Source organism: Xanthobacter autotrophicus, from assembly GCF_005871085.1.
Taxonomy (GTDB): domain Bacteria; phylum Pseudomonadota; class Alphaproteobacteria; order Rhizobiales; family Xanthobacteraceae; genus Xanthobacter; species Xanthobacter autotrophicus.
In genome coordinates this window covers 73,453-97,528 of the sequence record NZ_VAUP01000004.1, presented here as the reverse complement: position 1 = coordinate 97,528, position 24,076 = coordinate 73,453, and the positions used below count along the sequence as shown (strand labels likewise).

General features: G+C 67.4%; 22 protein-coding genes, 1 tRNA gene and 1 pseudogene. 11 read left to right on the top strand and 13 right to left on the bottom strand.

Translation table 11 applies throughout. The features are described from left to right. Positions 1-50: 50 nt before the first annotated feature. Together FBQ73_RS01485 and FBQ73_RS01480 are read right to left on the bottom strand one after the other, a co-directional pair. Complete coding sequence (locus tag FBQ73_RS01485) at positions 51-905, bottom strand: ABC transporter permease (RefSeq protein ID WP_138397753.1); 855 nt, start codon at positions 903-905, stop codon at positions 51-53. Beyond that, the gene (locus FBQ73_RS01480) at positions 902-1,681 is read right to left on the bottom strand and encodes an ABC transporter ATP-binding protein (protein ID WP_138397752.1); all 780 of its coding nucleotides are present in this window, start codon (positions 1,679-1,681) and stop codon (positions 902-904) included. Before FBQ73_RS01480 ends, FBQ73_RS01485 begins: the two co-directional genes overlap by 4 nt. 559 nt (positions 1,682-2,240) lie before the next feature. On the opposite strand from FBQ73_RS01480, the pseudogene FBQ73_RS23485 reads away from it, so the two are divergent. Together FBQ73_RS23485 and FBQ73_RS22645 are read left to right on the top strand one after the other, a co-directional pair. Then, a pseudogene (locus FBQ73_RS23485) lies at positions 2,241-2,411 on the top strand (LysR family transcriptional regulator); the annotation flags it as partial. A 181-nt stretch (positions 2,412-2,592) separates the two neighbouring features. After that, entirely contained in the window at positions 2,593-2,757 is a 165-nt protein-coding gene (locus FBQ73_RS22645; RefSeq protein ID WP_170218703.1) for a hypothetical protein, read from the top strand. Positions 2,758-3,105: 348 nt separating this feature from the next. On the opposite strand, the gene FBQ73_RS01470 is transcribed toward FBQ73_RS22645, so the two are convergent. The 9 genes from FBQ73_RS01470 to pdxY all read right to left on the bottom strand — a co-directional run bounded on the left by FBQ73_RS01470 (position 3,106) and on the right by pdxY (position 12,618). Next, positions 3,106-3,181 (bottom strand) — tRNA-Lys (locus tag FBQ73_RS01470). A gap of 133 nt (positions 3,182-3,314) precedes the next feature. Then, entirely contained in the window at positions 3,315-4,814 is a 1,500-nt protein-coding gene (locus tag FBQ73_RS01465) for a tripartite tricarboxylate transporter permease (protein WP_138397750.1), read from the bottom strand. Positions 4,815-4,824: 10 nt separating this feature from the next. Further along, positions 4,825-5,331 carry a tripartite tricarboxylate transporter TctB family protein gene (locus tag FBQ73_RS01460; protein ID WP_246089503.1) on the bottom strand — a complete coding sequence of 169 codons (507 nt, stop codon included), beginning with the start codon at positions 5,329-5,331 and terminating at the stop codon, positions 4,825-4,827. 168 nt (positions 5,332-5,499) lie between these two features. Next, the gene (locus tag FBQ73_RS01455; RefSeq protein WP_138397749.1) at positions 5,500-6,486 is read right to left on the bottom strand and encodes a tripartite tricarboxylate transporter substrate-binding protein; all 987 of its coding nucleotides are present in this window, start codon (positions 6,484-6,486) and stop codon (positions 5,500-5,502) included. 382 nt (positions 6,487-6,868) lie between these two features. After that, positions 6,869-8,452 (bottom strand): 2-isopropylmalate synthase, encoded by a 1,584-nt coding sequence (locus FBQ73_RS01450; RefSeq protein ID WP_138397748.1) that lies wholly within the window; start codon positions 8,450-8,452, stop codon positions 6,869-6,871. Between the two features lie 340 nt (positions 8,453-8,792). Then, entirely contained in the window at positions 8,793-9,536 is a 744-nt protein-coding gene (locus FBQ73_RS01445; RefSeq protein WP_246089502.1) for an NUDIX hydrolase, read from the bottom strand. Then, on the bottom strand, positions 9,533-10,627 hold the full coding sequence (locus FBQ73_RS01440) for an alkene reductase (protein WP_138397747.1): 1,095 nt from the start codon (positions 10,625-10,627) through the stop codon (positions 9,533-9,535). The genes FBQ73_RS01445 and FBQ73_RS01440 overlap by 4 nt, the downstream gene beginning before the upstream one ends. A gap of 138 nt (positions 10,628-10,765) precedes the next feature. Continuing rightward, on the bottom strand, positions 10,766-11,662 hold the full coding sequence (locus tag FBQ73_RS01435) for a PhzF family phenazine biosynthesis protein (RefSeq protein WP_138397746.1): 897 nt from the start codon (positions 11,660-11,662) through the stop codon (positions 10,766-10,768). Between the two features lie 107 nt (positions 11,663-11,769). Further along, positions 11,770-12,618: a pyridoxal kinase PdxY gene (gene pdxY, locus FBQ73_RS01430; RefSeq protein WP_138397745.1), complete on the bottom strand. Its 849-nt coding sequence runs from the start codon at positions 12,616-12,618 to the stop codon at positions 11,770-11,772. 217 nt (positions 12,619-12,835) lie between these two features. On the opposite strand from pdxY, the gene FBQ73_RS01425 reads away from it, so the two are divergent. From FBQ73_RS01425 to phnE (FBQ73_RS01400), 6 genes are all read left to right on the top strand, one after another. After that, entirely contained in the window at positions 12,836-13,828 is a 993-nt protein-coding gene (locus tag FBQ73_RS01425; RefSeq protein WP_138397744.1) for a polysaccharide deacetylase family protein, read from the top strand. A 296-nt stretch (positions 13,829-14,124) separates the two neighbouring features. After that, complete coding sequence (locus tag FBQ73_RS01420) at positions 14,125-15,390, top strand: amidase (RefSeq protein WP_138397743.1); 1,266 nt, start codon at positions 14,125-14,127, stop codon at positions 15,388-15,390. 608 nt (positions 15,391-15,998) lie between these two features. Continuing rightward, entirely contained in the window at positions 15,999-16,808 is an 810-nt protein-coding gene (gene phnC / locus FBQ73_RS01415; RefSeq protein WP_138397742.1) for a phosphonate ABC transporter ATP-binding protein, read from the top strand. Between the two features lie 79 nt (positions 16,809-16,887). Next, entirely contained in the window at positions 16,888-17,796 is a 909-nt protein-coding gene (gene phnD / locus FBQ73_RS01410) for a phosphonate ABC transporter substrate-binding protein (RefSeq protein ID WP_138397741.1), read from the top strand. A gap of 358 nt (positions 17,797-18,154) precedes the next feature. Continuing rightward, positions 18,155-19,039 (top strand): phosphonate ABC transporter, permease protein PhnE, encoded by an 885-nt coding sequence (phnE, locus tag FBQ73_RS01405; protein WP_138397740.1) that lies wholly within the window; start codon positions 18,155-18,157, stop codon positions 19,037-19,039. After that, positions 19,036-19,899, top strand: a complete 864-nt coding sequence (gene phnE / locus FBQ73_RS01400) for a phosphonate ABC transporter, permease protein PhnE (RefSeq protein ID WP_138397739.1) — start codon at positions 19,036-19,038, stop codon at positions 19,897-19,899. The genes phnE (FBQ73_RS01405) and phnE (FBQ73_RS01400) overlap by 4 nt, the downstream gene beginning before the upstream one ends. Positions 19,900-19,906: 7 nt before the next feature. Here the strand turns inward: phnE (FBQ73_RS01400) and FBQ73_RS01395 are convergent, their stop codons facing one another. Together FBQ73_RS01395 and phnF are read right to left on the bottom strand one after the other, a co-directional pair. Continuing rightward, positions 19,907-20,557 (bottom strand): pyridoxamine 5'-phosphate oxidase family protein, encoded by a 651-nt coding sequence (locus FBQ73_RS01395; protein WP_138397738.1) that lies wholly within the window; start codon positions 20,555-20,557, stop codon positions 19,907-19,909. Positions 20,558-20,623: 66 nt separating this feature from the next. Then, entirely contained in the window at positions 20,624-21,442 is an 819-nt protein-coding gene (gene phnF, locus FBQ73_RS01390) for a phosphonate metabolism transcriptional regulator PhnF (RefSeq protein ID WP_246089501.1), read from the bottom strand. 132 nt (positions 21,443-21,574) lie between these two features. Between phnF and phnG the strand changes: the two genes are divergently transcribed. The 3 genes from phnG to FBQ73_RS01375 are packed head-to-tail and all read left to right on the top strand — an operon-like array spanning position 21,575 to position 24,064. Next, the gene (gene phnG, locus FBQ73_RS01385) at positions 21,575-22,075 is read left to right on the top strand and encodes a phosphonate C-P lyase system protein PhnG (RefSeq protein ID WP_210236636.1); all 501 of its coding nucleotides are present in this window, start codon (positions 21,575-21,577) and stop codon (positions 22,073-22,075) included. After that, entirely contained in the window at positions 22,075-22,689 is a 615-nt protein-coding gene (gene phnH, locus FBQ73_RS01380; protein WP_138397737.1) for a phosphonate C-P lyase system protein PhnH, read from the top strand. Before phnG ends, phnH begins: the two co-directional genes overlap by 1 nt. A 4-nt stretch (positions 22,690-22,693) precedes the next feature. Next, positions 22,694-24,064: a carbon-phosphorus lyase complex subunit PhnI gene (locus tag FBQ73_RS01375; RefSeq protein WP_138397736.1), complete on the top strand. Its 1,371-nt coding sequence runs from the start codon at positions 22,694-22,696 to the stop codon at positions 24,062-24,064. Positions 24,065-24,076 lie beyond the last annotated feature (12 nt).

Sequence of the window (24,076 nt, the reverse complement as noted above, 5' to 3'; positions counted from 1 at the left end):
CGCGCAACTCAGTATATTTCTCACATTTTTCATGATGTCACCTGTTCGTATCAGACGTGAAACGCGTTAGCCGTGGCAGCTTCCTTCCAGGGCAACAGGCGGCGTTCGATGAAGTCTATGACGAAGTACAGCAGGAAGCCGATCAGCATCAGCATGAACAGTCCCGCCCACACCGTGTTGAGATCGTAAAGTCCCGAGGCCGTGAAGATGAGATGCCCAAGGCCGCGTTCGGAGGATATGAATTCACCGACTACCGCCCCCACGAGACCGAAGCCGATGTTGATGTGGAAGGTGGCGATGATGGCCGGCAGGGAGGACGGCACCACGAGATTGAAGAACACCTGGTTCTTGTCCGCGCCCAGCGTGAGCAACAGGGCCTGAAGGTCCCGGTCGGCAGTCTTGGCCGCCTGATAGGCGGCGATGAGTGCCACGATGGCGGTGAGCGAGACGGCCAGCGCCACCTTGGAGACCAGGCCGGTTCCAAACCACAGGATCACGATCGGCCCGAAGGCGATTTTCGGCACGCTGTTGATGGCGATGAGGAACGGCTCCGTCAGCCGCGCCACGAGGGGCGAGTACCACAGGGCAAGGCCGGCGAACGAGCCCAGCGCCGTGCCGATGACGAAGCCAAGGACCGCTTCGACCACCGTGTAGTACGTGTCCACGAGCAGACTGCCGGATACGATGCCATCCACCAGAACCTTCAGGATCTGGCGCGGAGCGCCCACCATGAAGGCGGAGACCCAGCCCATTTCGACCCCGACCTGCCACAGGGCAAGGACAGCGGCGACGGAAACGAGCTGGATGAGGCCTCGGCCGAGGGAGGTGTTGATCAAGCCATGCCTGGTGCGGCGCGGATTCATAGACCGGGCGCGGGAGCGGGAGAGGGCTGTGGCGCGGCTCATTGCTTCACCTTCGTCTGGATATCGAGTTCCCCGCAGAGCGTATGGAAGTATTCAGAGAAATGGGGGTCGCTGCGTGCCCCGACGGGAGAACGGCTTCCAAGATCGATCTGGTGAACGCTCTTGACCTGGGAAGGCTTGCCGCCCAGCACCACCACCCTCTTGGACAGCGCAACGGCCTCGTCGATGTCATGAGTCACGAGGATCACGGTCTTGTTGAAGGTCTCCACGGCATCGACCAGCACGCCTTCGAGATAGAGCCGCGTCTGGTAGTCGAGCGCGGAAAAGGGCTCGTCGAGCAAGAGAATATCGGGATCCGTAAGCAGAGTGCGGATCAGCGCCACCCGCTGGCGCATGCCACCCGAAAGCATTTTCGGATAGGCATTCTCGACCCCCGCGAGCCCGAACGTGTTGAGATACTCCATCGCGTTGTCGCGGGCCTCGGCCTTGGGCAGCCGCTGCATCTCCGGACCCAGCATGATGTTCTCAAGCACCGTACGCCACGGAAACAACAGGTCCCGCTGCATCATGTAGCCGACGCGTCCACGCAGGTTGGAGACCCGTTCGTGCCGATAGATGATGTCCCCGTCGTCCGGCGCGAGCAGGCCGGCGACGATATTGAAGACCGTCGACTTTCCGCAGCCGCTTGGCCCGATAATGCTAACGAAGTCACGCTCGTAGACATCGAAGTCGACGCCCTTCAGGACATCAATCCTGCCATTTTGCCCATCGAACGACTTTCGTATCGACCGAAGTCTGAGTTGAATATCTTGTGCCATAATTTCCCCATCTGGACCTGTCCTTCCAATCTCTTGTCCGGATCGGATTGAACGACGGGATTATGACCTGCGCGGCGCCCGTTGTGCGCTGCCGCATAGTTGAAATTGTTCGAACGGTGCATCGCAATTTTTGCCATCCCTCGACATCGCCTCGGGACAAGGGTGCCGCAGATCAGCGAGCCCCTGGAGTGGCATGGACGTCGTCGCGCGCAAGTCCCGCTGCAGCGGGAGAAACGGATGGCGGTTCGGGTGCATCACCCTCCGAAATGACAGAAGATTCGCTTCGGTTCGATGTCCGCACGGCGCCTTCATGCCATGCCGTCGTTGACCCAGACGCCCCATATTGGGATTGGGGCGCAATCGAAGTTGCGCTCCGGGTTCCAGCACGCGGCCAACGCCGGGGAAGTCGCTTTAAGCGAGCCTGCCACCGGGGCACTGGGCAAACTGGCGAAATGGGGTACGTCGCGTTCCCAAGAGAACGCGTTTATTCGGTTGCCTCGCGTCAACCGGATCCGCCCACGTCGCAACTCCCGGCACCTGCATGTAACTTCGCCAGCTTCGCTACTTTATGGCGATCGCCGACCAGGGCTCATTGTCGAGTGCCGTCGGTGTGCTCAACGTCGCACGAGCCGCCCTCTCCTCTGCCATCAGCTTCGCCCCTTGGAGACGAGTGGGCACTCAGCTGCTCCATCGTTCCGCCCAGGGCGTCAAGCCCACCGAGGCAGGGTAGACCTTCTATGAGCACGCTCAGACGATCCTGAAGCAAATCGACAATATGAAGGCTGCGGTCGCCACTTCGGGTTCAAAACCTGCGGGCATTGTTTTCTCGGTCTCCCGGCGCGTGTCTCGCCGCAACGGGCTCTTCCCCTCCTTCGCGCCGTGAAGATGCATTATCCCGATATCAACCGCGCTTGACCGAAGAGCTGACCGCAACGACGACCGAACAGCTCAAGGCCGCTCGTATCGCTTTGGATATTTTGTTCGACGATGGCCAGCTCACATCATTTTTGTTCAGCAGCGCGTTGAATAAAACGCTTTTCACTGTCAGAGTGAAAAGTAATTTTTGCCGCAAATAGCATACGACCATCCAATTCGCCGACACCCTAAGCTATCTTTTATTGCTCGCAGACCACGAACAGGGCGCCCATCCACGTGCGCGAACCTCATCATGGCCTGACTGCAACAGCAGCCCACGCGCGCGAGAGCGGATGCATTATGCAACCGGTATCGTCATCACCGATGTCCCGAACCCTCGCACGGACGGGGCGGAGCTTACGTTGGAAGAGTTGGAGGCTTGTCTCGCCTTCCGAGCGTGCCGATTCGTGCTTCGGCGAGCGCGATACGGCCGGATCGCAAACTTTGGCGAAAGCCGTTTCAGGTCGTGAGACCGAAACGGCGAAACCGCCCGAAGTCGTTGATTTAAGTGGTGGGCGCACTAGGGCTCGAACCTAGGACCCGCTGATTAAGAGTCAGCTGCTCTACCAACTGAGCTATGCGCCCGTTCCGAAGGTGTGCCCCCGGAAGGAGGCGTTCGTGTACCAAATGCATTCGGGGCTGGCAAGAGCGGGAGGGGTGGTTTTTCCACAGGGATGTCGTTACCCCGTTCTGGAACCCGCCCCTCCCCGCTTGCGTCCTATTCCTTGAACGCCTCCTCGCGGGTCTTCTGCACGGAGGGCAGGAGCACCACCACCAGGGCCGCCACCGCCAATCCCAGCAGGACGGCGGAGATGGGCCGCGTCACGAACACCATGGGATCGCCACGGGAGATCAGCATGGCGCGGCGCAGATATTCCTCCAGCATGGGGCCGATGACGAAGCCCAGCAGCAGCGGCGCCGGCTCGCAGTCGAGCTTCACCAGCGCGTAGCCCAGCACCCCGAACAGGGCCATGGAATAAACGTCGAACGTATTGTTGTTCACGCTGTATACGCCGATGCAGCAGAACGCGATGATGGCCGGGAACATCACGTGGTACGGCACGGTCAGGAGCCGCACCCACAGCCCGATCAGCGGCAGGTTCAGCAGCACCAGCATGAAATTGCCGATCCACATGGAGGCGATGACGCCCCAGAACAGGTCTGGCTTCTCGGTGACCACGTTCGGCCCCGGCGTGATGCCCTGGATGATCAGCGCGCCGATCATCAGCGCCATCACCGGGTTGGAGGGGATGCCCAGCGTCAGCATGGGGATGAAGGAGGTCTGCGCGCCGGCATTGTTGGCGCTTTCCGGCCCCGCCACGCCCTCGATGGCGCCGCGTCCGAACTCCCGCGGGGTCTTCGAGATCTTCTTCTCGATGGAATAGGACGCGAAGGACGACAGCATGGCCCCGCCGCCGGGCAGGATGCCGAGGAAGGAGCCCAGCGCCGTGCCGCGCAGCACCGGGCCGATGATGCGCTTGAACTCTTCCCTTGTCAGCATCAGGCTCTTCACCTTGGCCGCCACCAGCGAGCGCTGGTGCTCGTCCTCCAGGTTGCGGATGATCTCGCTGATGCCGAACATGCCCATGGCCAGCGCCACGAAATCGAAGCCATCGGAGAGTTCCGGCAGGTCGAAGGTGAAGCGCGGGGCGCCGGTGTAGATGTCCTGCCCCGACAGGCCCAGCAGCAGGCCCAGAACGATCATCGCGATGGCCTTCACCACCGATCCCGACGCCAGCGTCACCGAGGCGATGAGGCCCAGCACCATCAGCGAGAAATATTCCGGCGGGCCGAACTGGAGCGCCAGCTCCGCCAGCGGAGGCGCGAACACCGCGAGCAGGAAGGTGGCCACCGTGCCGGCGAAGAAGGAGCCCAACGCGGCGGTGGCCAGCGCCGCCCCGGCGCGGCCCTTCCGCGCCATCTGGTGGCCGTCGATGGCGGTCACCACAGAAGAGGATTCGCCCGGCAGGTTGATGAGGATGGCGGTGGTGGAGCCGCCATATTGGGCGCCGTAATAGATGCCCGACAGCATGATGAGCGCCGACACCGGGGGCAGCCCGAAGGTGATGGGCAGGAGCATGGCGATGGTGGCGATGGGGCCGAGGCCCGGCAGCACGCCGATGAGGGTGCCGAGCAATACGCCCACGAAGCAGTAGAGGACATTCTGCAGCGAGAGGGCGACGGAGAAGCCGAGGGCGAGATTGTCGATGAGTTCCATGATCGCCCCCTCAATAGCCGCCGAGCCACGGGCCGAGCAGCGGCAGCGGCAGGCCCAGCCCCTTGATGAACACCGCCCAGGCGAACACCACCATCACCGCGGTGATGGCCAGCGCGGTCACCACGTGGAACTTGCGGCTGGCCAGCGCCGAGACGAACACCGAGGCGGCGAGCGCCGGCAGGAAGCCGAGCGGACGTACCGCAAAGCCGAAGAAGACGACGGCGAGGGTGATGATGCCGAGCGCCCGCCAGGCGATGCCGCTCGGCATCTCGCCGGGAAAGCGCAGGCCGTTGACGAGCACCACCAGCCCCAGCCCCCCGAGCAGGATGGCGAGCAGCAGCGGGAAGTAGCCCGGCCCCATGCGCACCGCCGTGCCCATGGGCAACTCCTGCGTCTGCCAGGCGAACAGCAGCGCAAGGACGATGAACAGAATGCCCGAAAGGACGTCCTTGGGATTGCGGATGATCTGCATGAGCCCCTCGGCAGCGAGGTGGAAGGTGAGGACGCGGCCGGGCACAAGGGTGCCGGGACGGGTACGCCCGGAGGATGTCTCCCCCGGGCGGAGCGTTTGGCAGCCCGTTCAGGCCGTCTGTTGTTGGGTTCCATATGTCGGCGCCGGCTTTGCCGCCGTGCGCTTCACCAGAGACCACACCGTTCGCCGGACAGCGTCCGGCGGATCGACCGATCAGTCGGCGTAGACGCCGGCGGACTGGATCACGGGCTTCCACTTGGCGATCTCGGCGATCACGAAGTCCTTGTGGAAGGCCGGGCTGCGGCGATCCTTGGGCTCCGGCTCGGTGCCGAGGTCGGCGAAGCGGGCGATCACCTTGGGATCATCCAGCGCCGTGTTCAGGGCGGCGTTCAGCTTGTCCACGATGTCCTTCGGCGTGCCCTTGGGCACATAAACGCCGTGCCACACCGCCACCTCGAAGTCCTTCAGCCCGCTTTCCTGCATGGTGGGCACGTCGGGCAGCGACTTCACCCGGTCCTTGGTGGTGACGCCATAGACCTTCACCTTGCCGCCCTTGATCTGGCCGGTGGTGTTGGTGGTCTGGTCGCACATGAGGTCGATCTGGCCGCCCACCAGGTCATTCATGGCCGGGCCCGTGCCCTGATAGGGCACCGTGGTCATCTGCGCGCCCATGGAGGACATCAGCAGCATGCCGCACAGGTGCGAGGCCGAGCCGACGCCGGCATTGCCGTAAGTGACCTTGTCCTTGTTCACCTTTACGAATTCCACCACCTCGCCCATGGTCTTGGGGGCGAAGCCGGTCTTGGCGATGAGGGTCATGGGCACGGCGGTGACGAGGCCCACCGCCTCGAAATCCGTGGCGGGATTATAGGGCAGCTTGCGGTAGAGGCTGGCGGCGGTGGCGTGGCCGATATGGTGGAGCAGCAGCGTGTATCCGTCCGGCGCGGCCTTGGCCACCTGGCCCGCGCCACGGGTGCCGCCGGCGCCGCCCACATTCTCCACGATCACCTGCTGGCCCAGCGACTTCGACATGGATTCGGCCACCAGCCGCGCCACCGTGTCGGTGGGCCCGCCGGCGGCGAAGGGCACCACCATGGTGATGGGGCGGCTGGGGTAGGCCTGGGCGCCGGCGACGGTGGCAGTTCCGGTCGAAAGTCCGAGCGCGGCCGCGAAGGCCAGCGCCGCTGACAGGATACGCATGGGATTTCCTCCTTGAGGGTGTTTCTGACGAACGCCCTTCTCTCTTTTGAAGGTCGCGTAGCGGCAACCGTCAAGTGCGAAATGGAGGTAACCCTCCCCGTGGGATGCCGCTCGGGAATGGACGCCGGCCCGTCACCTGCCGCGCGGGCGTCCGAACGCACCGCACAATCTCCAACAGGTCATTGAACCCAATAGGTGTTTCTCAAGACCTCATGCGGCGCCGCAATACAGAAGTCCGCTCCGAAGACGCCAGCAGAATTTCACAGCCCCCTCGCCGCAATGCACGGCGCACGGCCGGCGAAGTCTATTGGCGCGATCCCCCGCCCAAAGAAAAAGGCCGCCCAAACGGGCGGCCTTTCGCATCAGGACAGGGCCGAAGGGCTCAGCCCACGGCGCTCTGCGGGTTCATGGTCTGGCGCTTCATGTGCAGCTTGTTGAGCGCGGTGATGTAGGCCTGCGCCGAGGCGACCAGCGTGTCCGGGTCCGCCGCGCGGGCGGTGACGGCCTTGCCGTTCTCCTCCAGCCGCACCGAGACCTCGGCCTGGGCGTCGGTGCCCTCGGTCACGGCGTGGACCTGGTAGAGGTCGAGCTTCACCTGGTGGGGCACCAGCGCCTTGATGGCGTTGAAGGTGGCGTCCACCGGGCCGTTGCCCTCGGCCTCCTCGGTCTTCACCACGCCGTCCACCTCCAGCCGCATGGTGGCGCGCTGCGGGCCGCGAGTGCCGGCGATGACCGACAGGGAGATGAGCTTGATGCGGTCGTAGGCCGCCGCGATGCCCTGGTCCACCAGCGCCTCGATGTCCTCGTCGTAGACCACCTTCTTGCGGTCGGCGAGGTCCTTGAAGCGGGTGAAGGCATCGTTCAGGGCGTTCTCGCCCAGCTCGTAGCCCATGGTCTTGAGCTTGTCGCGGAAGGCGGCGCGGCCCGAATGCTTGCCCATGACCAGCGAGGTCTTGGAGACGCCGACACTCTCCGGCGTCATGATCTCGTAGGTCTGGGTGTGCTTGAGCATGCCGTCCTGGTGGATGCCGCTCTCATGGGCGAAGGCGTTCCGGCCCACGATGGCCTTGTTGTACTGCACCGGGAACGAAGTCACCGCCGACACCAGCTTGGAGGCGCGGGTCAACATCTTGGTGTTGATGCCCGAGCGATAGGGCAGCACGTCCGAGCGGGTCTCGATGGCCATGACCACTTCTTCGAGCGCCGCATTGCCCGCGCGCTCGCCGATGCCGTTGATGGTGCATTCGATCTGCCGCGCGCCGCCGGCGAGGCCGGCCAGCGAATTGGCCACCGCCATGCCGAGGTCGTCATGGCAATGCACCGAGAAGATGGCCTTGTCCGAGTTCGGCACGCGCTCGATCACGGTGCGGAACAGGGCCTGGTACTCGGCCGGGGTGGTGTAGCCCACGGTGTCGGGGATGTTGATGGTGGTGGCGCCGGCCTTGATGGCGGCTTCCACGCAGCGGCACAGGAAATCGATCTCGGTGCGGGTGCCGTCCTCGGACGACCACTCCACGTCCTCCACATGGTTGCGGGCGCGGGTGACGGACGCCACCACCATCTCCAGCACCTCGTGGGGCTGCTTCTGAAGCTTGTACTTCATGTGCACCGGCGAGGTGGACAGGAAGGTGTGGATGCGCCCGCGGCGGGCGTGCTTCACCGCCTCGGCGCAGCGGTCGATGTCGTTGAGCGCGGCGCGGGAGAGGCCGGCGATGGTGGCGTTCTTCGTCCGGCGGGCGATCTCCGCCACGCTCTCGAAATCGCCGATGGAGGCGATGGGAAAGCCGGCCTCGATCACGTCCACGCCCATCTCGTCGAGGAGCGCGGCCACTTCCAGCTTCTCCTCGAAGGTCATGGAGGCGCCGGGGCACTGCTCGCCGTCGCGCAGGGTGGTGTCGAAGATGACCACGCGGTCGCGGTCGGATACGGGCTTCCCGGAGACGGGGGCAGAGGAAGTGTCGGTCATCGGAAACGGTCCTTCTGGCGGTCCGGCGGTGCCCTTCATCGGTCGGGCGCGGTTTTGCCGGATCATAAGCCGAAACGGGCGCCGGGTCTTCAACCCGGCGGCGGCGTGTCCCCTGAGTGCCCAGGCAAAGCCCGGCCGGCCCTCAGGGGCGGCTAAGGAGAAGAAGCGCGCGCAGAATCAGAGCGTTGCCCGGAACCTTGATGGTCCGGGGGGCAGAGGCGGCAGTCTTGGTCGCACGGGACGACACGGGGCGCTCTACTCTTCGCTCAATAGATCGGGAGGAAGCTCATACCGGAGGGAGGGCGCGGGCGCAAGGGGGTAACGACCGCCGCGTGGCCCCCTACCCCCGCTCCGCCCAGCGCGCCCGCATGTAGTCCACCGCGAACGGCGCCATCTGCGGGGTGATGTCGGCTTCCGAATGCACCACCGCCACGTCGGACAGTTCCGGCTGCTCCTCCCGCGCCAGGAACGCGCGGATGCGTGCGGCCAAAGCGTCGGCCGGGGCGTCGAAGACCAGGCGGCCCAGCAGCGCCACGCGCGGGCCGTCGAACAGGCCGGTGAAGCCGTCGTCGCGGGCGATGTCGGAGGGCAAAAGGCCGGTCTCCTCCTCCAGTTCGCGGAGCATGGAGGCGTGGAGGTCCACCCGCCCGTCGGCGGTGATGTCGGAAGGATCGGGGGTGCCGCCGGGAAAATAGGTGCGCCCGGCCGAGGCCGTGGTCGGCCCCATCACCCCCAGGATGAAGCCGCCGTCCGCCCCCTCGATGGCGGCGAGTGCGAAGGCGTTGACCATGCCGAGGTCGCGCCACCCCTCATCCCGCCAGAAGGTGAAGGCGGCAAAATCCGTGTGCCGGAAACCGCCGGAGAGCACCCCGTCGGCAAAGGCATAATCGCGCAGCAGCAATATGGGACCGTTCCACAAATGCGGATTGTCCGCCGCCCTCCGGGCGAAATGGGCGTCCACCTCCGCGCGCTGAGCCTCCAGCTCGGGCCAGCCGCCCGGCTCGGCGCGCAGATCAAGGCGATGGACCGGCGCGATACGCCGGTCCACGTTCCATTTGAAACCCCAGCCGGCGTCGGTGGTCACGCCGCCGCATCCGCGAGGGTGGGATAGTCCGTATAGCCCTTGGCGCCGCCGCCGTAGAAAGTGTCGCGGTCGGGCTCGTTCAGCGGGGCGTTGCGGCGCAGACGCTCCACCAGGTCCGGATTGGCGATGAACGGCTTGCCGAAGGCGACGAGGTCCGCCTTGCCGTCGCCGATGGCGCGCTGGGCCAGCTCCAGGTCATAGCCGTTGTTGACGATCCAGGGGCCGGTGAAACGCTGGCGCAGCGCATCGAAGGAGAAGTCCGGGGCCACGTCGCGCGGGCCGCCGGTGGCGCCCTCCACCACATGGACGAAGAGCAGGTGGCGCTTCTCCAACTGCTCGGCCACGTAGTTGAAGAGAGCCTGCGGATTGGAATCGCTTACGCCGTTGGCCGGGGAGACGGGCGACAGGCGCAGGCCGGTCCGGTTGGCGCCGATCTCGGCGACGATGGTGTCCACCACCTCCAGCAGGAAGCGGGCGCGGTTCTCGATGGAGCCGCCGTAATCGTCGGTGCGCTGGTTCGAGCCATCCTTCAGGAACTGATCGATCAGGTAGCCGTTGGCGCCGTGGATCTCCACGCCGTCGAAGCCGGCCTTGATGGCGTTGGCGGCGGCGCGGCGATAATCCTCAAGGATGCCGGGGATCTCGGCAAGCTCCAGCGCGCGGGGCTCGGAGGTCTCGACGAAGCCGTTGTTCACGAAGGTCTTGGTGGCGGCCGTGATGGCGGAGGGCGCCACCGGCGCGCCGCCGTTCGGCTGCAGCGCGGTGTGGGAGACACGGCCCACATGCCAGAGCTGGATGACGATGTGCCCGCCGCGCGCATGCACGGCGTCGGTCACGGCCTTCCAGCCCTCGACCTGGGCGTCGGTATAGATGCCGGGGGTGTCCTGATAGCCCTGACCCTGCTGGGAGATCTGCGAGGCCTCGGTGATGAGCAGGCCCGCATCGGCGCGCTGGGCGTAATATTCCGGGGCCAGCGGGCTCGGCACGAAGCCGGCGCCGGCGCGATTGCGGGTCAGAGGGGCCATGACGATGCGGTTGGGCAGGGTCATGCCGCCGAGTTGGAAGCTGTCGAACAGGGTGGGTGCGCTCATGATGATACCCTCCGGAAGGGCCAGTGGGAGTGTTGCGATGCAGCACACATAGGAGCGATCCCGCCATCGCCAAGGTCACACTGCACGCTATTCCCCACGCTTTCCGTGAGTTCTGTCAAATCCACATATTGATAAGTCTCAGATGTGGAGCACGCCCTCGGCGATCACCACGGCGGAGCCGCCGATGGTGGCATCGAGCACCTGCCCGCCCTTCACCGTGAAGCCGAGGTCCACCCGGCTGGGGCGGCCCATCTCGAAGCCCTGGTCGATGCGCACCTTGTGGTGGCCATCCACCCGGTTCTCGGCATCGAGCAGGACGCAGGGGAAGGCGGCGGCGGCGGCACCGGTGGCGGGGTCCTCCTCGGTGCCGAGGCCGGGGGAGAACATGCGGGCGCGGAAGTCGGCGTCGCCCTCCTCATCCAGGGTGTAGAGGTAGAGCGCCTCGCCGAAGCCGCCCAGGGAATTGATGAAGGCCGCCTCGTCCGGCCGTGCACGCGCCAGCGCCGTGAGGTCGGCCAGCGGCACGAACAGGAAGGGCACCCCGGCCGAGGCCACCACCGGACGGTGGGCGTCGAAGCCGATGTCGCTCTCATCGAGACTGAGCGCCTCGGCGCAGGCGGCGCGGGAGATGTCGATCTCCTCCAGCTCACCCTTGCGCGGCGCGGTGAACACCGCCGCCCCCTTGCGCGAGCCGGCGCCGAGGGTCGTCACCTCGCAGGTGACGGTGCCGATGGGCTCCTCGATCTTCAGGGTGCCCTTGACCAGCTTGTCCTCCAGCGCCAGCAGCACCGCCGCCCCCACCGTGGGATGGCCGGCGAACGGCATCTCGTGGGCCACCGAGAAGATGCGGATGCGGGCGCGATTGGCCGGGTTCTTCGGCGGCAGCACAAACACCGTCTCGGACACGTTGAACTCGCGGGAGATCTGCTGCATCGCCGCCTCGTCGAGCCCCTGGGCATCGAGCACCACGGCGAGCGGATTGCCCCCGAACGGGCGGGAGGTGAACACATCCAGGGTCACGAAGCGGCGCGGCATACGAGCAGTTCTCTGCGGCAAGGTCTCGGTGACAGGGCAACCCCACGCCTCTGGGCACGGCGTCTTCCGGTCATGGTAGCCACGGGGGTGGCTGCCACATTTTTGCCTCAGATCACCGAGGCAGGAAAGAGCCGGGAGGGCCGCACGAACTCGTCCTGGGCCTCCACCAGCAGCAATTCCGCAGACTGTGCTTTTTCCGTCCGCTCCAGCACCCCGTAAATGGAGGATGCGGCAGCGGAAACGGCCTCCGCCGTCGAGCCCGTGCGCTGCACGTGGAAGAAGAACAGGGCGGCGATGGCATCTCCCGCCCCGTTGAGCGACACCGCGAGGCGCGGCGTGCGCACCAGGAAGCGCCCGTCCGGCCCCGAGGCGATCAGGTCGATGCAGTCGGGCGGCGTCTCCGCCACGTTGAGGCTGGTGACGAGAATCACCTTCGGCCCGCGCGCGTGCAGGGCCTCGCAGGCGGCGATGGCATCGTCGAGGAAAGCGCAGCTGCGGCCCGAGAGCAGCTCCAGCTCGAACTGGTTGGGGGTGATCACATCCGCCGCCGGCACCGCGAGATCGCGCATCAGCTCGGGAATGCCGGGGCGCACGAAGATGCCGCGCCCCACGTCGCCAATCACCGGGTCGCAGCAATAGGCGGCATTGCGGTTGGCCGCCTTCACCCGCGCCACCGCATCGAGGATGGCGGCGCCGATGTCCGCCGAGCCCATGTAGCCCGACAGCACGCCGTCGCAGCGCGGCAGCACCCCGCGCTCGGTGATGCCCTCCACCAGATCGCCGATGACGGCCGCGTCGAACACCTGCCCACGCCACGCCCCATAGCCGGTGTGGTTGGAGAACTGCACGGTGTTGATGGCCCACACCTCCACCCCGAGCCGCTGGAGCGGGAACACGGCGGAGGCATTGCCCACATGGCCGTATGCGACATGGGACTGGATGGAGAGGAGGTTCATGGGCTTTTGATCCTGCGATCAGGGCCGTCCGATGGTGGGCGCACGCCGTCCCGCCGGTTAGCCTGCCGCCGCGCCCTTCTCAAATGGAATCTGTTGATCGGCCCCCCTGCTCGCGCTGATGTTTCCGCGCGCAACAGCTCGTGACCGGCCTGCTCTGGCCAAGGGCGGCGCGGGCGCCTATGCCGATGGCCAATCCTTCGCACCTGTCGAGTTTGCCGTGTCCGTCCGATCCATCTGCCTCGCGCTCCTGCTGCTGCCCGTCTCCTTTCCGGTTCTTGCCGGGCCGGCGGCGGGGCCGGCCTGCTATTCGCCTGCGGCGCTGGCCGCGAAGCCGGGGGAGGAGATCGTGCGCCCGCGCGCCGGCGGCCCGATCAACCTGCCCGACATGGCGGCACCTTCCCTGCCCCCGGTGCCGACGGCGCTCCGCGGCTCCATCCGGCGGGTCGAGCTGCCGCCGGGGGAAAAGCTGGTCGCCCTCACCTTCGACCTGTGCGAAGCCTCCAGCGAAATTTCCGGCTATGACGGTGCGCTGGTGGACTATCTGCGCGCCGAGAACGTCGCCGCCACCTTCTTCGCCGGCGGCAAATGGCTGATGAGCCATGCGGAGCGCGGAGACCAGCTCACAGCTGACCACACGTTCGAGATGGGCAACCACACCTGGTCCCACGCCAACCTCACCGTGCGCACCGGGGACGCCATGCGCCGGCAGGTGGACGACGCGGACGTGGCCCTCGCCCTGCGCCGCACCGAGGTGAAGGCCAAGGGCTGCATGCTGCCCAGCGCGCCGGCGCAAGCCCAGGGTGGGGCGACCGGCGGGGCGGCGCTGTTTCGCTTCCCCTACGGCTCGTGCAGCGCCGAATCGCTGAATTATGTGAACGACACCGGCCACCTCGCCATCCAGTGGGACGTGGATTCGGGCGATCCCGCCTTCATCGGCGCCAAGGGCATGGCCGACGACATGCTGCGCGGCATCCGTCCCGGCTCCATCGTGCTGATGCATGCCAACGGGCGCGGCAAACACACCGCCGAGGCGCTCAAGATCCTGATCCCGGCGCTGCGGGCCAAGGGCTACCGTTTCGCCACGGTGAGCCAGCTTCTGGCGGCGGGCCGGCCGGTGATCGCCGACACCTGCTATTCCCTGAAGCCCGGCGACACCCGCGTCTATGACGATGCCGCCCGCACCGGCAAGCGCATCCTGCCGGTGCAGTAGGCGTAGAGGGGGCTATGCCCGCAGGGTCGTGTCTCCGTCGGAAAAGCGGGGCGGTCGCCCCCTCTCCCGCCTGCGGGGGAGGATTGGGGAGGGGGCGCGGCGGCGAGGCAGAACACCGACGCGCTGGATTGCGGACACAGCCCGCCCCCTGCCTGCCCTCCCCCGCACGCGGGAGAGGGTTCCGGGACTGCCCGATCAAAGCAGCCGACTTTCAAATTGAGACTCCCCCACCATTGCGCCCCCGCCGCCGCCTGCGCATGGTGGGCGCCCTTTGCGTCACCCCCCCGAGTAGATCCATGAGCCTCCTTCTCGCCCGCGACCTCGCCGCCGACCTCCACGCCGGGCAGACCACGCCCCGCGCCGTGCTGGAACAGGTGGCGCGCGCCATCGCCGCCCACGAGGGCGAGGTGCAGGCCTTCGCCGCCCTCGACCTCGACCGGGCGCGCGCGGCGGCGGATCAGGCGGGCCTTGCGGGGCTGCCCCTCGCCGGCCTGCCGGTGGGGGTGAAGGACATCATCGACACGCGGGACCTGCCCACCGCCTATGGCAGCCCGCTTTATGCCGGCCATCGCCCGCGCAACGACGCCCCCGTGGTGGCCATGACGCGCCGCGCCGGCGGCATCATCGTGGGCAAGACCGTGACCACGGAATTCGCCTTCCTGAAGCCGTCGCAAACCCGCAACCCGCGCCGGCTCACCCATTCGCCGGGCGGCTCCTCGGCGGGCTCGGCGGCGGCGGTGGCGGCGGGCATGCTGCCATTCGCCATCGGCACCCAGACCGCCGGCTCGGTCATCCGCCCGGCCGCCTTCTGCGGGGTCACCGGCTACAAGCCCACCTTCCGCCTCTTGCCCACGCTGGGCATGAAAACCTTCTCCTGGCACCTCGACACCATGGGCCTGTTCGCCGCGCGGGTGCGCGATGCCGCCTTCGCCGCCGCCGCCATCACCGGCCGCGATCTCGACATCGGGGCCGAAATCGCCGAGCGCCCGCGCATCGGCATCGTGCGCACCGCCCGCGCCGGCAGCGCCTCCGCCGAGGCCCATGCCGCGCTGGACGCCGCCGCCCGCGCCGCCGAGGCCAAAGGCGCCCGCGTCTTCGACCTCGACCTGCCGGAGGAGCTGGAGGCCGCCGACGCCGCCCAGCCCATCATCCAGGATTTCGAGGCCGCCCTCGCCTTCGCCGACGAGCTGGCCTACGACCGCGCCGGCCTCTCGCCGCTGCTCGCCGCCCATCTCGATGCCGCGCAGCAGATCGCGCCCGACACCTACGACCAGGCGCGCCGCACGGCCAAGCGCGCGCGGCAGAAGCTGGGCGATGTGTTCTCCGAGGTGGACGCGCTCCTCACCTTCTCCGCGCCCGGCCCGGCGCCGGAGGGCTTCGCCACCACCGGCTCGGCCATGTTCTGCCGGCTGTGGACCCTGCTGGGCTGCCCGGCCATCAACATCGCCGGCCTTGAGACGGCGGACGGACTGCCCGTGGGCGTGCAGCTGGTGGGCCGTTTCGGCCGCGACCGGCAGGCACTGACGGTGGCAAATCTGGTCGAAAGCGCCATTGCCCGCTGAAATACAATATTTCACGGTATTTTCCCAACGCCGCCGCTTGCGTCGCAGCGTCGATAAAAAGGCAGAACGGGGGCACACTTGCCGCCTGATAGTCATGCGCCGCAACACAATACCCGCCGCGTTGCAGCACATCTTACCTCTTTCCGCGTTCTGAGAATTTGTTAAGGTTCCTTGCGAGATCGACTTTGCGAGGACAAGGTGACCTTTGGCCATCTGCTCACTGTGATCGAGACCTGTGCCGCCTTCGCCTTCATTGGCGCGGTACTCCTCGGAATGGTTTGAGCCGCTGGCCGCACCGCCCGCCGGATCGAAGAACACAACAAAGCGTGGTCCGGTCGATCCGCGGCGCCGGGGAGGCATGCCTCCCCGGCGTCTCCACGCGGAACAGCGGGGCGTCATGTGGGGCGATCCGGCCTGGATGCGCTCTTGTCACAATCGCCGATCCCATGACGCTTTTCTGACGCCCCCCCTACGACGGTCGCGCGACGGTCGCGCGGCAACCTTGAAGACAGACTGAAAACCCATCAGCGACCGTTGGCCGGCCAAGCGTCACACGGCTGTTGCGCTCGCCCCTTATGAGCGGTCGGGACGCGCAACGGAGCGACCCGATGCTGGTAATCGAGGGCCTCACCCGCCGCTTCGGCGACAAAGAGGCCGTGTCCAACGTTGACCTTCAGATCGGGGCGGGGGCCTTCGTCGGCGTCATCGGACGATCCGGCGCCGGCAAATCGACCCTGCTGCGCATGATCAACCGCCTTCAGGATCCTTCGTCCGGCCGCATCCTCCATGATGGCCGCGACGTGACCGCCCTCAGCGGCCGCGCCCTGCGCGCGTGGCGGGCCGAGGCGGCCATGATCTTCCAGCAGTTCAATCTCGTGGGCCGGCTCGACGTGCTCACCAACGTGCTCATGGGCCGGCTCGCCACCGCGCCGGCGTGGCGCGCCCTCACCAAGAGCTGGAGCGCGGAGGACCGGGCCATCGCCCTCTCCGCCCTCGACCAGTTCGACATCGCGTCTCTGGCCGCCCAACGCGCCGACAGCCTGTCCGGCGGGCAGCAGCAGCGCGTGGCCATCGCCCGTGCGCTGGCGCAGGAGCCGGCGCTCATCCTCGCCGACGAGCCCATCGCCTCCCTCGACCCGCGCAACACCCGCATTGTGATGGACGCGCTTTTGCGCATCAACAAGCACTTCGGCATCACCGTGTTGTGCAACCTGCATTCCCTCGACCTCGCCCGCACCTATTGCGACCGCCTGGTAGGCATGGCGCAGGGCCGGGTGGTGTTCGACGGCGCGCCGGCCGCCCTCACCGAGCAGGTGGCCCACGACCTCTACGGCCTGGAGGCCGGCGAGGTGATGGACCTGCCCGCGGCAAAGCCCGCCTACGGCGACGCCATTCCGCAAGCTGCGGCGCTGGCCTGACAGTTGCCGCCAAACCGGCCAGCCGATGGCCGGTTGCACCCGTTCGTTCGAAATCCAGACCTGCCGACAGGAGCCCTGAATGCTGAACCGTCGTACCCTGATCGCGGCTGCCGCCGCGCTCGCCGTTTCTGCCGGCGCCGCCGCCGCGCAGGACTGGAAGGCGAAGTATCCCGAGCTGGTGTTCGCCATCATCCCGGCCGAGAACGCCTCCGGCGTCACCGAGCGCTTCACCCCCCTCACGGACTATCTCACCAAGCAGCTCGGCACCAAGGTGACCCTGCGCATCGCCAATGATTATGCGGCGGTGATCGAGGGCCAGCGCGCCGGCAACATCCACATCGCTTCCTACGGCCCCTCCTCCTTCGCCCGCGCGCTGATGACCGGCGCCAAGATCGAGGCCTTCGCCATCGAGGTGAACGCGGACGGCACCAAGGGCTATCACTCGGTGCTCTACGTGAAGGCCGACAGCCCCTACAAGTCGATCGAGGACCTGAAGGGCAAGAACCTGTGCCTGGTGGACCCCAATTCCACCTCCGGCAACAACGTGCCGCGCTTCTCCCTGAACAAGATGGGCATCAAGCCGGACGAATTCTTCGGCAAGGTGGTCTATGCCGGCTCCCACGAGAATGCGGTGATCGCCGTGCAGCAGGGCACCTGCGATGCCGCCTTCAACTGGTGGAACGACGAGCAGGAATCCAACCTCAAGCGCATGGAGCGCAAGGGGATGGCGAAGTACGACGACTACCGGATCATCTTCAAGTCCGACCAGATCGTGAACTCGCCCTACGCCTATCTCGCCGACATGCCGGCCGAGCTGAAGGCGAAGATCCGCGACGCCTTCTTCTCCATCGACAAGAACGACAAGGCCGCCTTCGACAAGATCTATGAAGGCAAGCAGCAGATGTGGCAGCCGGTGGATAATGAATCCTACGTCTCCATCATCGAGCTGAACAAGTTCGTGGACGAGCTGCGCAAGAAGAAGAGCTGAGGCAACTCCTCGCCCACAGGGCCCTCGCCCTCGCCCTCGCGTGCCGCGGGCCCCTCTCCCCGTCGTCCTCCGGCTTGACCGGAGGACCCATGGAAGGGCCGGGTACGCTGCCCGGCAGAAGGATCGATGCTCCGGTCAAGCCGGAGCATGACGGCGGGGAAAGCCCGCGCCCCGGACAAGCGACGGCGCAGCCGGAGCGCTGATCCGGGGCCCAGGATAAGGTCCGGCGATGCCGGCAAGAACAACCGGTCGCCTCGCTTGAAGCGCCTTCGGCGCCGTCTTGCGCTGGGCACCGGGTCTGCGTCCAATGCGCTCGCGCTCCGTTCCAGTCGGCCGGGGCGCGAGAGGGGGAAAAAACGTGGCCCACGCCGTCACCCGCCTGCCCGACGCGCAGCTCGCGCCCATGCTGGCCGCCTACGAGGCGGCGGTGCGGGAACGTCGGCGGCATTCTTTCATCGCTGCCGCGGTGGTGACGGTGTGCATCGCCCTGGCCGCCTGGATGGGCGAGGTGAAGCCCGGCGTGCTGTTCGCCAATGCCGGCCGCCTCACCACCTATTTCGCTTCCATCGTGCCCACCCTGCGCTGGGACAGCCTGGGGGCAGACCTCGCCGAGTGGTACTGGAACCTCGACCACTGGCTGAAGCTGCTGCTCGACACCATCCTCATCGCCTATCTCGGCACACTGATCGGCGGCATCGGCGCCTTCTTCCTGTGCTTCCTGGCCTGCGCCAACCTGGTGCGCAGCCGGATCATCCGCCTCGCCGCACGGCGTTATCTGGAATTCTGCCGCACCGTGCCGGAACTGGTATTCGCCCTGCTGTTCGTGGTGGCGTTCGGGCTCGGGCCCATGCCCGGCGTGCTGGCCCTCGCCATCCACACCATGGGAGCGCTGGGAAAGCTGTTCGCCGAGGTGGTGGAGAACATCGACATGAACCCGGTGGAAGGCGCGATTGCCGCCGGCGCCTCCTGGCCCAAGATGGTGCGTTTCGCCGTGGTGCCGCAGGTGACCTCCAATTTCGCCTCCTACGGGCTGCTGCGCTTCGAGATCAACGTGCGGGAGGCCTCCATCATGGGCTTCGTGGGGGCCGGCGGCATCGGGCAGGATCTGGTGGAGGCGATCCGCAAATTCTACTATTCGGATGTCTCCGCCATCCTGCTGCTCATCATCGCTGCGGTGATGATCATAGACCTTGTCACCGAGCAGGTCCGCCACCGGCTCTTGGGCGTGGGAGGCGGGCGATGAGCCGCGCCCGCATCACCCTCGACGCGGAGGCGCGGGCGCGCCTTGCCGCCGCCTATCCTGAGGCGCTCGCCCCCTCCCCGGCGCAGCGGCTGCGCATGATCGCCATCGTCGCCGCGCTGGCGGGTATGGCCATGTTCGGCTTCTGGCGGCTGGATTTCAACCTGGACCGCATCGGCTCGGGCCTTGTCCAGCTCGGCCATTTCCTCACGCTGATGATCCCGCCGGACCCCGGCACCCAGCTGCCGCTCTATATCCACGCCTTGGGCGAGACGCTGGCCATCGCCTTCCTCGGCACGCTTTTGGGGGCGCTGGTGGCGTTCCCGTTCGGCTTCCTCGCGGCCAAGAACGTGATCCCCAACATCTTCGCCCATTTCGCCGTGCGCCGCCTGCTCGATACGGTGCGCGGGGTGGACCGGCTGATCTGGGCGCTGATCTTCGTCACCGTGGTGGGGCTCGGCCCGTTCGCCGGCATCCTCGCCATCGCCACGGCGAGCTTCGCGGAGCTGGGCAAATTGTTCTCGGAGGCGGTGGAAGCACTGGATCGCAAGCCGGTGGAAGGCATCGTCTCCACCGGCGGGTCGGAGGTGGAAGCGGTGCGCTTCGGCATGCTGCCGCAGGTGCTCCCCGTGCTGGCGAGCCAGCTGCTCTATTACTTCGAATCCAACGCCCGCCAGTCCACCATCGTCGGCATCGTGGGCGCGGGCGGGCTGGGCCTGCACCTCGCCGAGCAGATCCGCGTGCTGGAATGGCAGAAGGTGTCGTTCCTCATCCTGATGATGCTGGTGATGGTGGCGGTGATCGACTTCATCTCCTCGCGCCTGCGCTTCTCCATCATCGGCAAGACCCGGCTGGAGCCGTGAGGCGCGCTCAGTACAGAATGGCGCGATAGCGCTCCACCATCGCCTCCTGGCTTTCCGCCTCGACGACCACCGACGGCCCGGACGTGCTGCCGCTCTCATTGGCGATCTTGCCGGCGATCTGGTCGCGCAGCATTTCGCCCATGGTGGGCAGGCTGGAGCGCGCCACCTGCGCCTCAACGTCCCACAGGCGCGAGCGCATGAAGGCCTTGGCGCAGTGGAGATAGGCCTCCTCCACCTCCACCTTCAGCACCGTGCGCGGCGCCTTGCCGCCCACGGCGAAACGGGCCGTCAGCTCGGCGTCGTCGTGGATGGCGGCGCGCCCGTTCACGCGCAGGGTCTCGTCCACGCCGGGAACGAGGAAGAGCAGGCCCACCCGCCCCGTCGCGAGGATGTTGGTGAGGGAATCCAGCCGGTTGTTGCCGGGACGGTCGGGGATGAGCAGGTCGTGGGCGCGCGCGGCGACGAAGCCCGGCAGGTCGCCACGGGGCGACACGTCGGCGGCGCCGTGCGCGTCCGCCGTTGCGATCAGCACGAAGGGGCTCAACGCGATGAAATCCAGGCAATGGCGATCCAGCCGGTCGAGCTGCTTGGCGACGCTGCGTCCCCCCGGATGGCCATAAAGGCGGCGCAGTGCGTCTTCGTCTCGAATCTCGGCCATGGTGTCGTCCCTACGCTGAATTGAAGAGCATGCCGCGCCCTGCCCTCCGAGCCGGCGCGGACGCGCTCACGCCTTGAACACCAGTTGCACCCGGTCCGCGGCGAAGGAGGAGCGGCCCCATTGCAGGGGTACGCCGTTCGGCTCCACGTCGAGCCGCTCCAGCACCAGCACCGCCCGGCCGGGGGCCAGCGACAGCAGTTCCAGCTCCCGCGCATTGGCGGGCCGCGCGGTGATGCGGGTCTCGCGGCGGCGATAATCCTCGATGCCGAGGGTCGCGAGCGCCCGTGTCAGCGAGCCGGTGGCGGCATAGACCAGGTCGAGGTCGCGCAGGCGCGCGTGCGGAAACCAGGCGGTGCCAAACGAGATGGGCACCCCGTCCGCCTCATGGATGCTCTCGATGCGCAGCACCGGCGTGCCCTCGGGTACGGCGAGTTCGCGCGCCACGTCCGGGCAGGCATCCTCCACCTTCGAGCCGAGGAAGCGACCGAACGGCTCGCGCCCGCCCGCCGAGACGATCTCCGAGAAGCGGGTGCGCGCGCCGATGGGATAGCGTAGGGGCGGCTCCTTCACGAAGGTGCCACGCCCGGCGGTGGCCTCGATCAGCCCCTGCTCGGCCAGATGCGCCAGCGCCCGGCGCAGGGTGTGGCGGTTGACCCCGAAAGTCTCCGACAGCTCCGCCTCCACCGGCAGGCGGGCACCGGGCTTCAGGATGCCGGAATGGATTTCCTCCTCCAGCCGCTGGGCGATCTGCCGCCACAGGGTGACGCCCGATCCGCGGGCCACGCCCTCGCGCCCTTCGGATGCCCCACCGTCCGCCTCCGTTTGGGTCGCCTGCGTCATCGGGTTGTGACCCTTGGCTGAGAGACTGCGCGACGTCCCCGACATTTCTGCCTCCCTGACGGCCTCGCCGTCTTGTCTATTTGTATAGATTATTATACAAATGAAGTCCAGCGGAGCCTCGGCTCTCACATCCCTTCCGCGTGCCTGCCCCGGCGGGCACCTGCATTCGAGGCGATCATGGGGCCCGACGCACCCGTTTCCGAACCAAAGACGCCCCCGCCCGTCCCCGAGGCGACGGCCGACAGCACCGAGCGGCAGGCCATGATGGCGCTCTATGCCCGCGCCACCCGCGCCGAGCTGGAGGCAGCGGTGGAGCGCTTCTCACCTCTGCCTCAGGTCAGGAAGCTGCGGCCGCCTGAGGCCGGGCTGGTGATGGTGCAGGGCCGCACCGGCGGCGATGGCGCGCCCTTCAACATGGGGGAGGCCACGGTGACCCGCGCCGCCGTGCAGCTGGAGGGCGGCGCCACCGGCGTCTCCTACATGCTGGGCCGCGCGCCGGAGAAGGCGGAGGCTGCGGCCATCCTCGACGCCTTGTGGCAGGACCCGGCGCTGAAGCTCGCGGTCAACGACGCCCTCGCCCCCATCCGCCGCCGCCTCGCCGCCGAAGAGGCAACCGCCGCGGCCGAGGCGGAGGCCACCAAGGTCAACTTCTTCACCATGACGCGGGGCGAGGACTGATGGCCGCGCTCGCCCCCGCCCTCTCCGCCGGCTTCGCCGATCCGGTGCACGACGCCCAGCGCGCCTTCGCCGCGCTGATGCGGGCCATGGCCGAGCCGGCCCGCTTGGTGCCGCTGGCGAGCGCTCTTGCGCCCCCCGCCCCGCTCTCGCCGGAAATGGCGGCGGCGGCGCTGGCGCTGCTGGATTACGAGACGCCGGTCTATCTCGACGCCACACTGGCTGCGGTGCCGGACGTGGCCGCCTTCCTGCGCTTCCACACCGGCGCGCCGCTGGTGACGGACCCCGCCGCCGCCCGCTTCGCCCTGATGGGCGATGGCGCAGGGCTGCCGGATTTCGCCCGCTTCGCCCAAGGCGAGCCGGACTATCCCGACCGCTCGGCGACGCTGATCGTGCAGGTTGCGCGCATGGATGAACAGAGCGAAGGCGCTCTGGTGCTGGAAGGCCCCGGCATCAAGGGCCGGCGCACCTTTTCCGCGGCGCCTTTGCCGGCGGATTTCGGCAGGCGCCTTGCCGCCAACCGGGCGCTTTACCCCCTCGGCATCGACCTCATCCTGTGCGCGCCCGGCCTCGTCGCCGGCCTGCCGCGCACGCTTGCTCCCCACACACAGGATTGACCCCATGTATGTGGCCGTGAAAGGCGGCGAGGCCGCCATCCGCAATGCCCACGCGCTGCTCGCCCAGCGCCGGCGGGGCGATGCATCCGTGCCCGAGATCGGGCTCGACCAGATCACCGGGCAATTATCCCTCGCGGTGGACCGGGTGATGGCCGAGGGCTCGCTCTATGACCGCGAACTGGCGGCACTGGCCATCAAGCAGGCGCGGGGCGACCTGATCGAGGCGATCTTCCTCGCCCGCGCCTTCCGCACCACCCTGCCCCGCTTCGGCGCCTCGGTGCCAGTGGATACCGGCGCCATGCGGGTGCGCCGGCGCATCTCCGCCACCTTCAAGGACCTGCCCGGCGGCCAGGTGCTGGGCCCGACCTTCGACTACACCCACCGCCTGCTGGACGAGCGGCTGGCAACGCAGGCGGGGGACGACGCCGACCGCACGGCGGCAGAGACCACCACCTCCGCCCGACCCAACGTGCCCCCTCTCCCGCCTGCGGGGGAGGGCTGGGGAGGGGGCACGGCCCCCACGCCTGACGCCTCACCCGCCGGAGAGATCCCGGCCCCCTCACTGCCCTCCTCCGACCGAACTCGGCTGTTGCCGAGTTCGACTCCAGAGACCGAAGCCGGAAACATCCGGCTTCGGAGCGGGAGAGGGTTCACCGGAGCGCGGGTCCATACATCCGGAGAGGCTGCCGAAGCGCCAGCGGGGCCCATGCCCCGCGTCACCGACCTGCTGGGCGACGAAGGCCTCATCGAGCCCGCCCCGGCGGACGATGGCACGCCGCCGCGCGACCTCACCCGCGAGCCGTTGTCTTTCCCCGCCGACCGGCCGCTGCGCCTCCAGGCGTTGGCGCGGGGCGACGAGGGCTTTCTCCTGGCGCTCGGCTATTCCACCCAGCGCGGCTATGCGCGCACGCATCCCTTCGTGGGCGAGATTCGCTTTGGCGAGGTGGAGGTGAGCCTCCACGCGGAAGAGCTGGGCTTTGCCGTGCCGCTGGGGGAAATCAGCGTCACCGAATGCCAGAGCGTGAACCAGTTCAAGGGCTCGGCCACCCAGCCGCCGCAATTCACCCGCGGCTACGGCCTCGTGTTCGGCCAGCTGGAGCGCAAGGCCATGTCCATGGCGCTGGTGGACCGATCGCTGCGCTTCGCCGAGCTGGGCGAGGAGAAGAGCGCCCCGGCGCAGGACGAGGAATTCGTGCTCTCCCATTGCGACAACGTGCAGGCCACCGGCTTCGTGGAGCACTTGAAGCTACCCCACTATGTGGACTTCCAGGCCGAGCTGGACCTCATCCGCCGCATGCGTGCGGAGCACGCGGCCGAAGCAGAGGCACAAGCGCCGGACGTGGCCGAAGCCCCCCACAAGGAGGCCGCCGAATGACCGCCCTCGCCC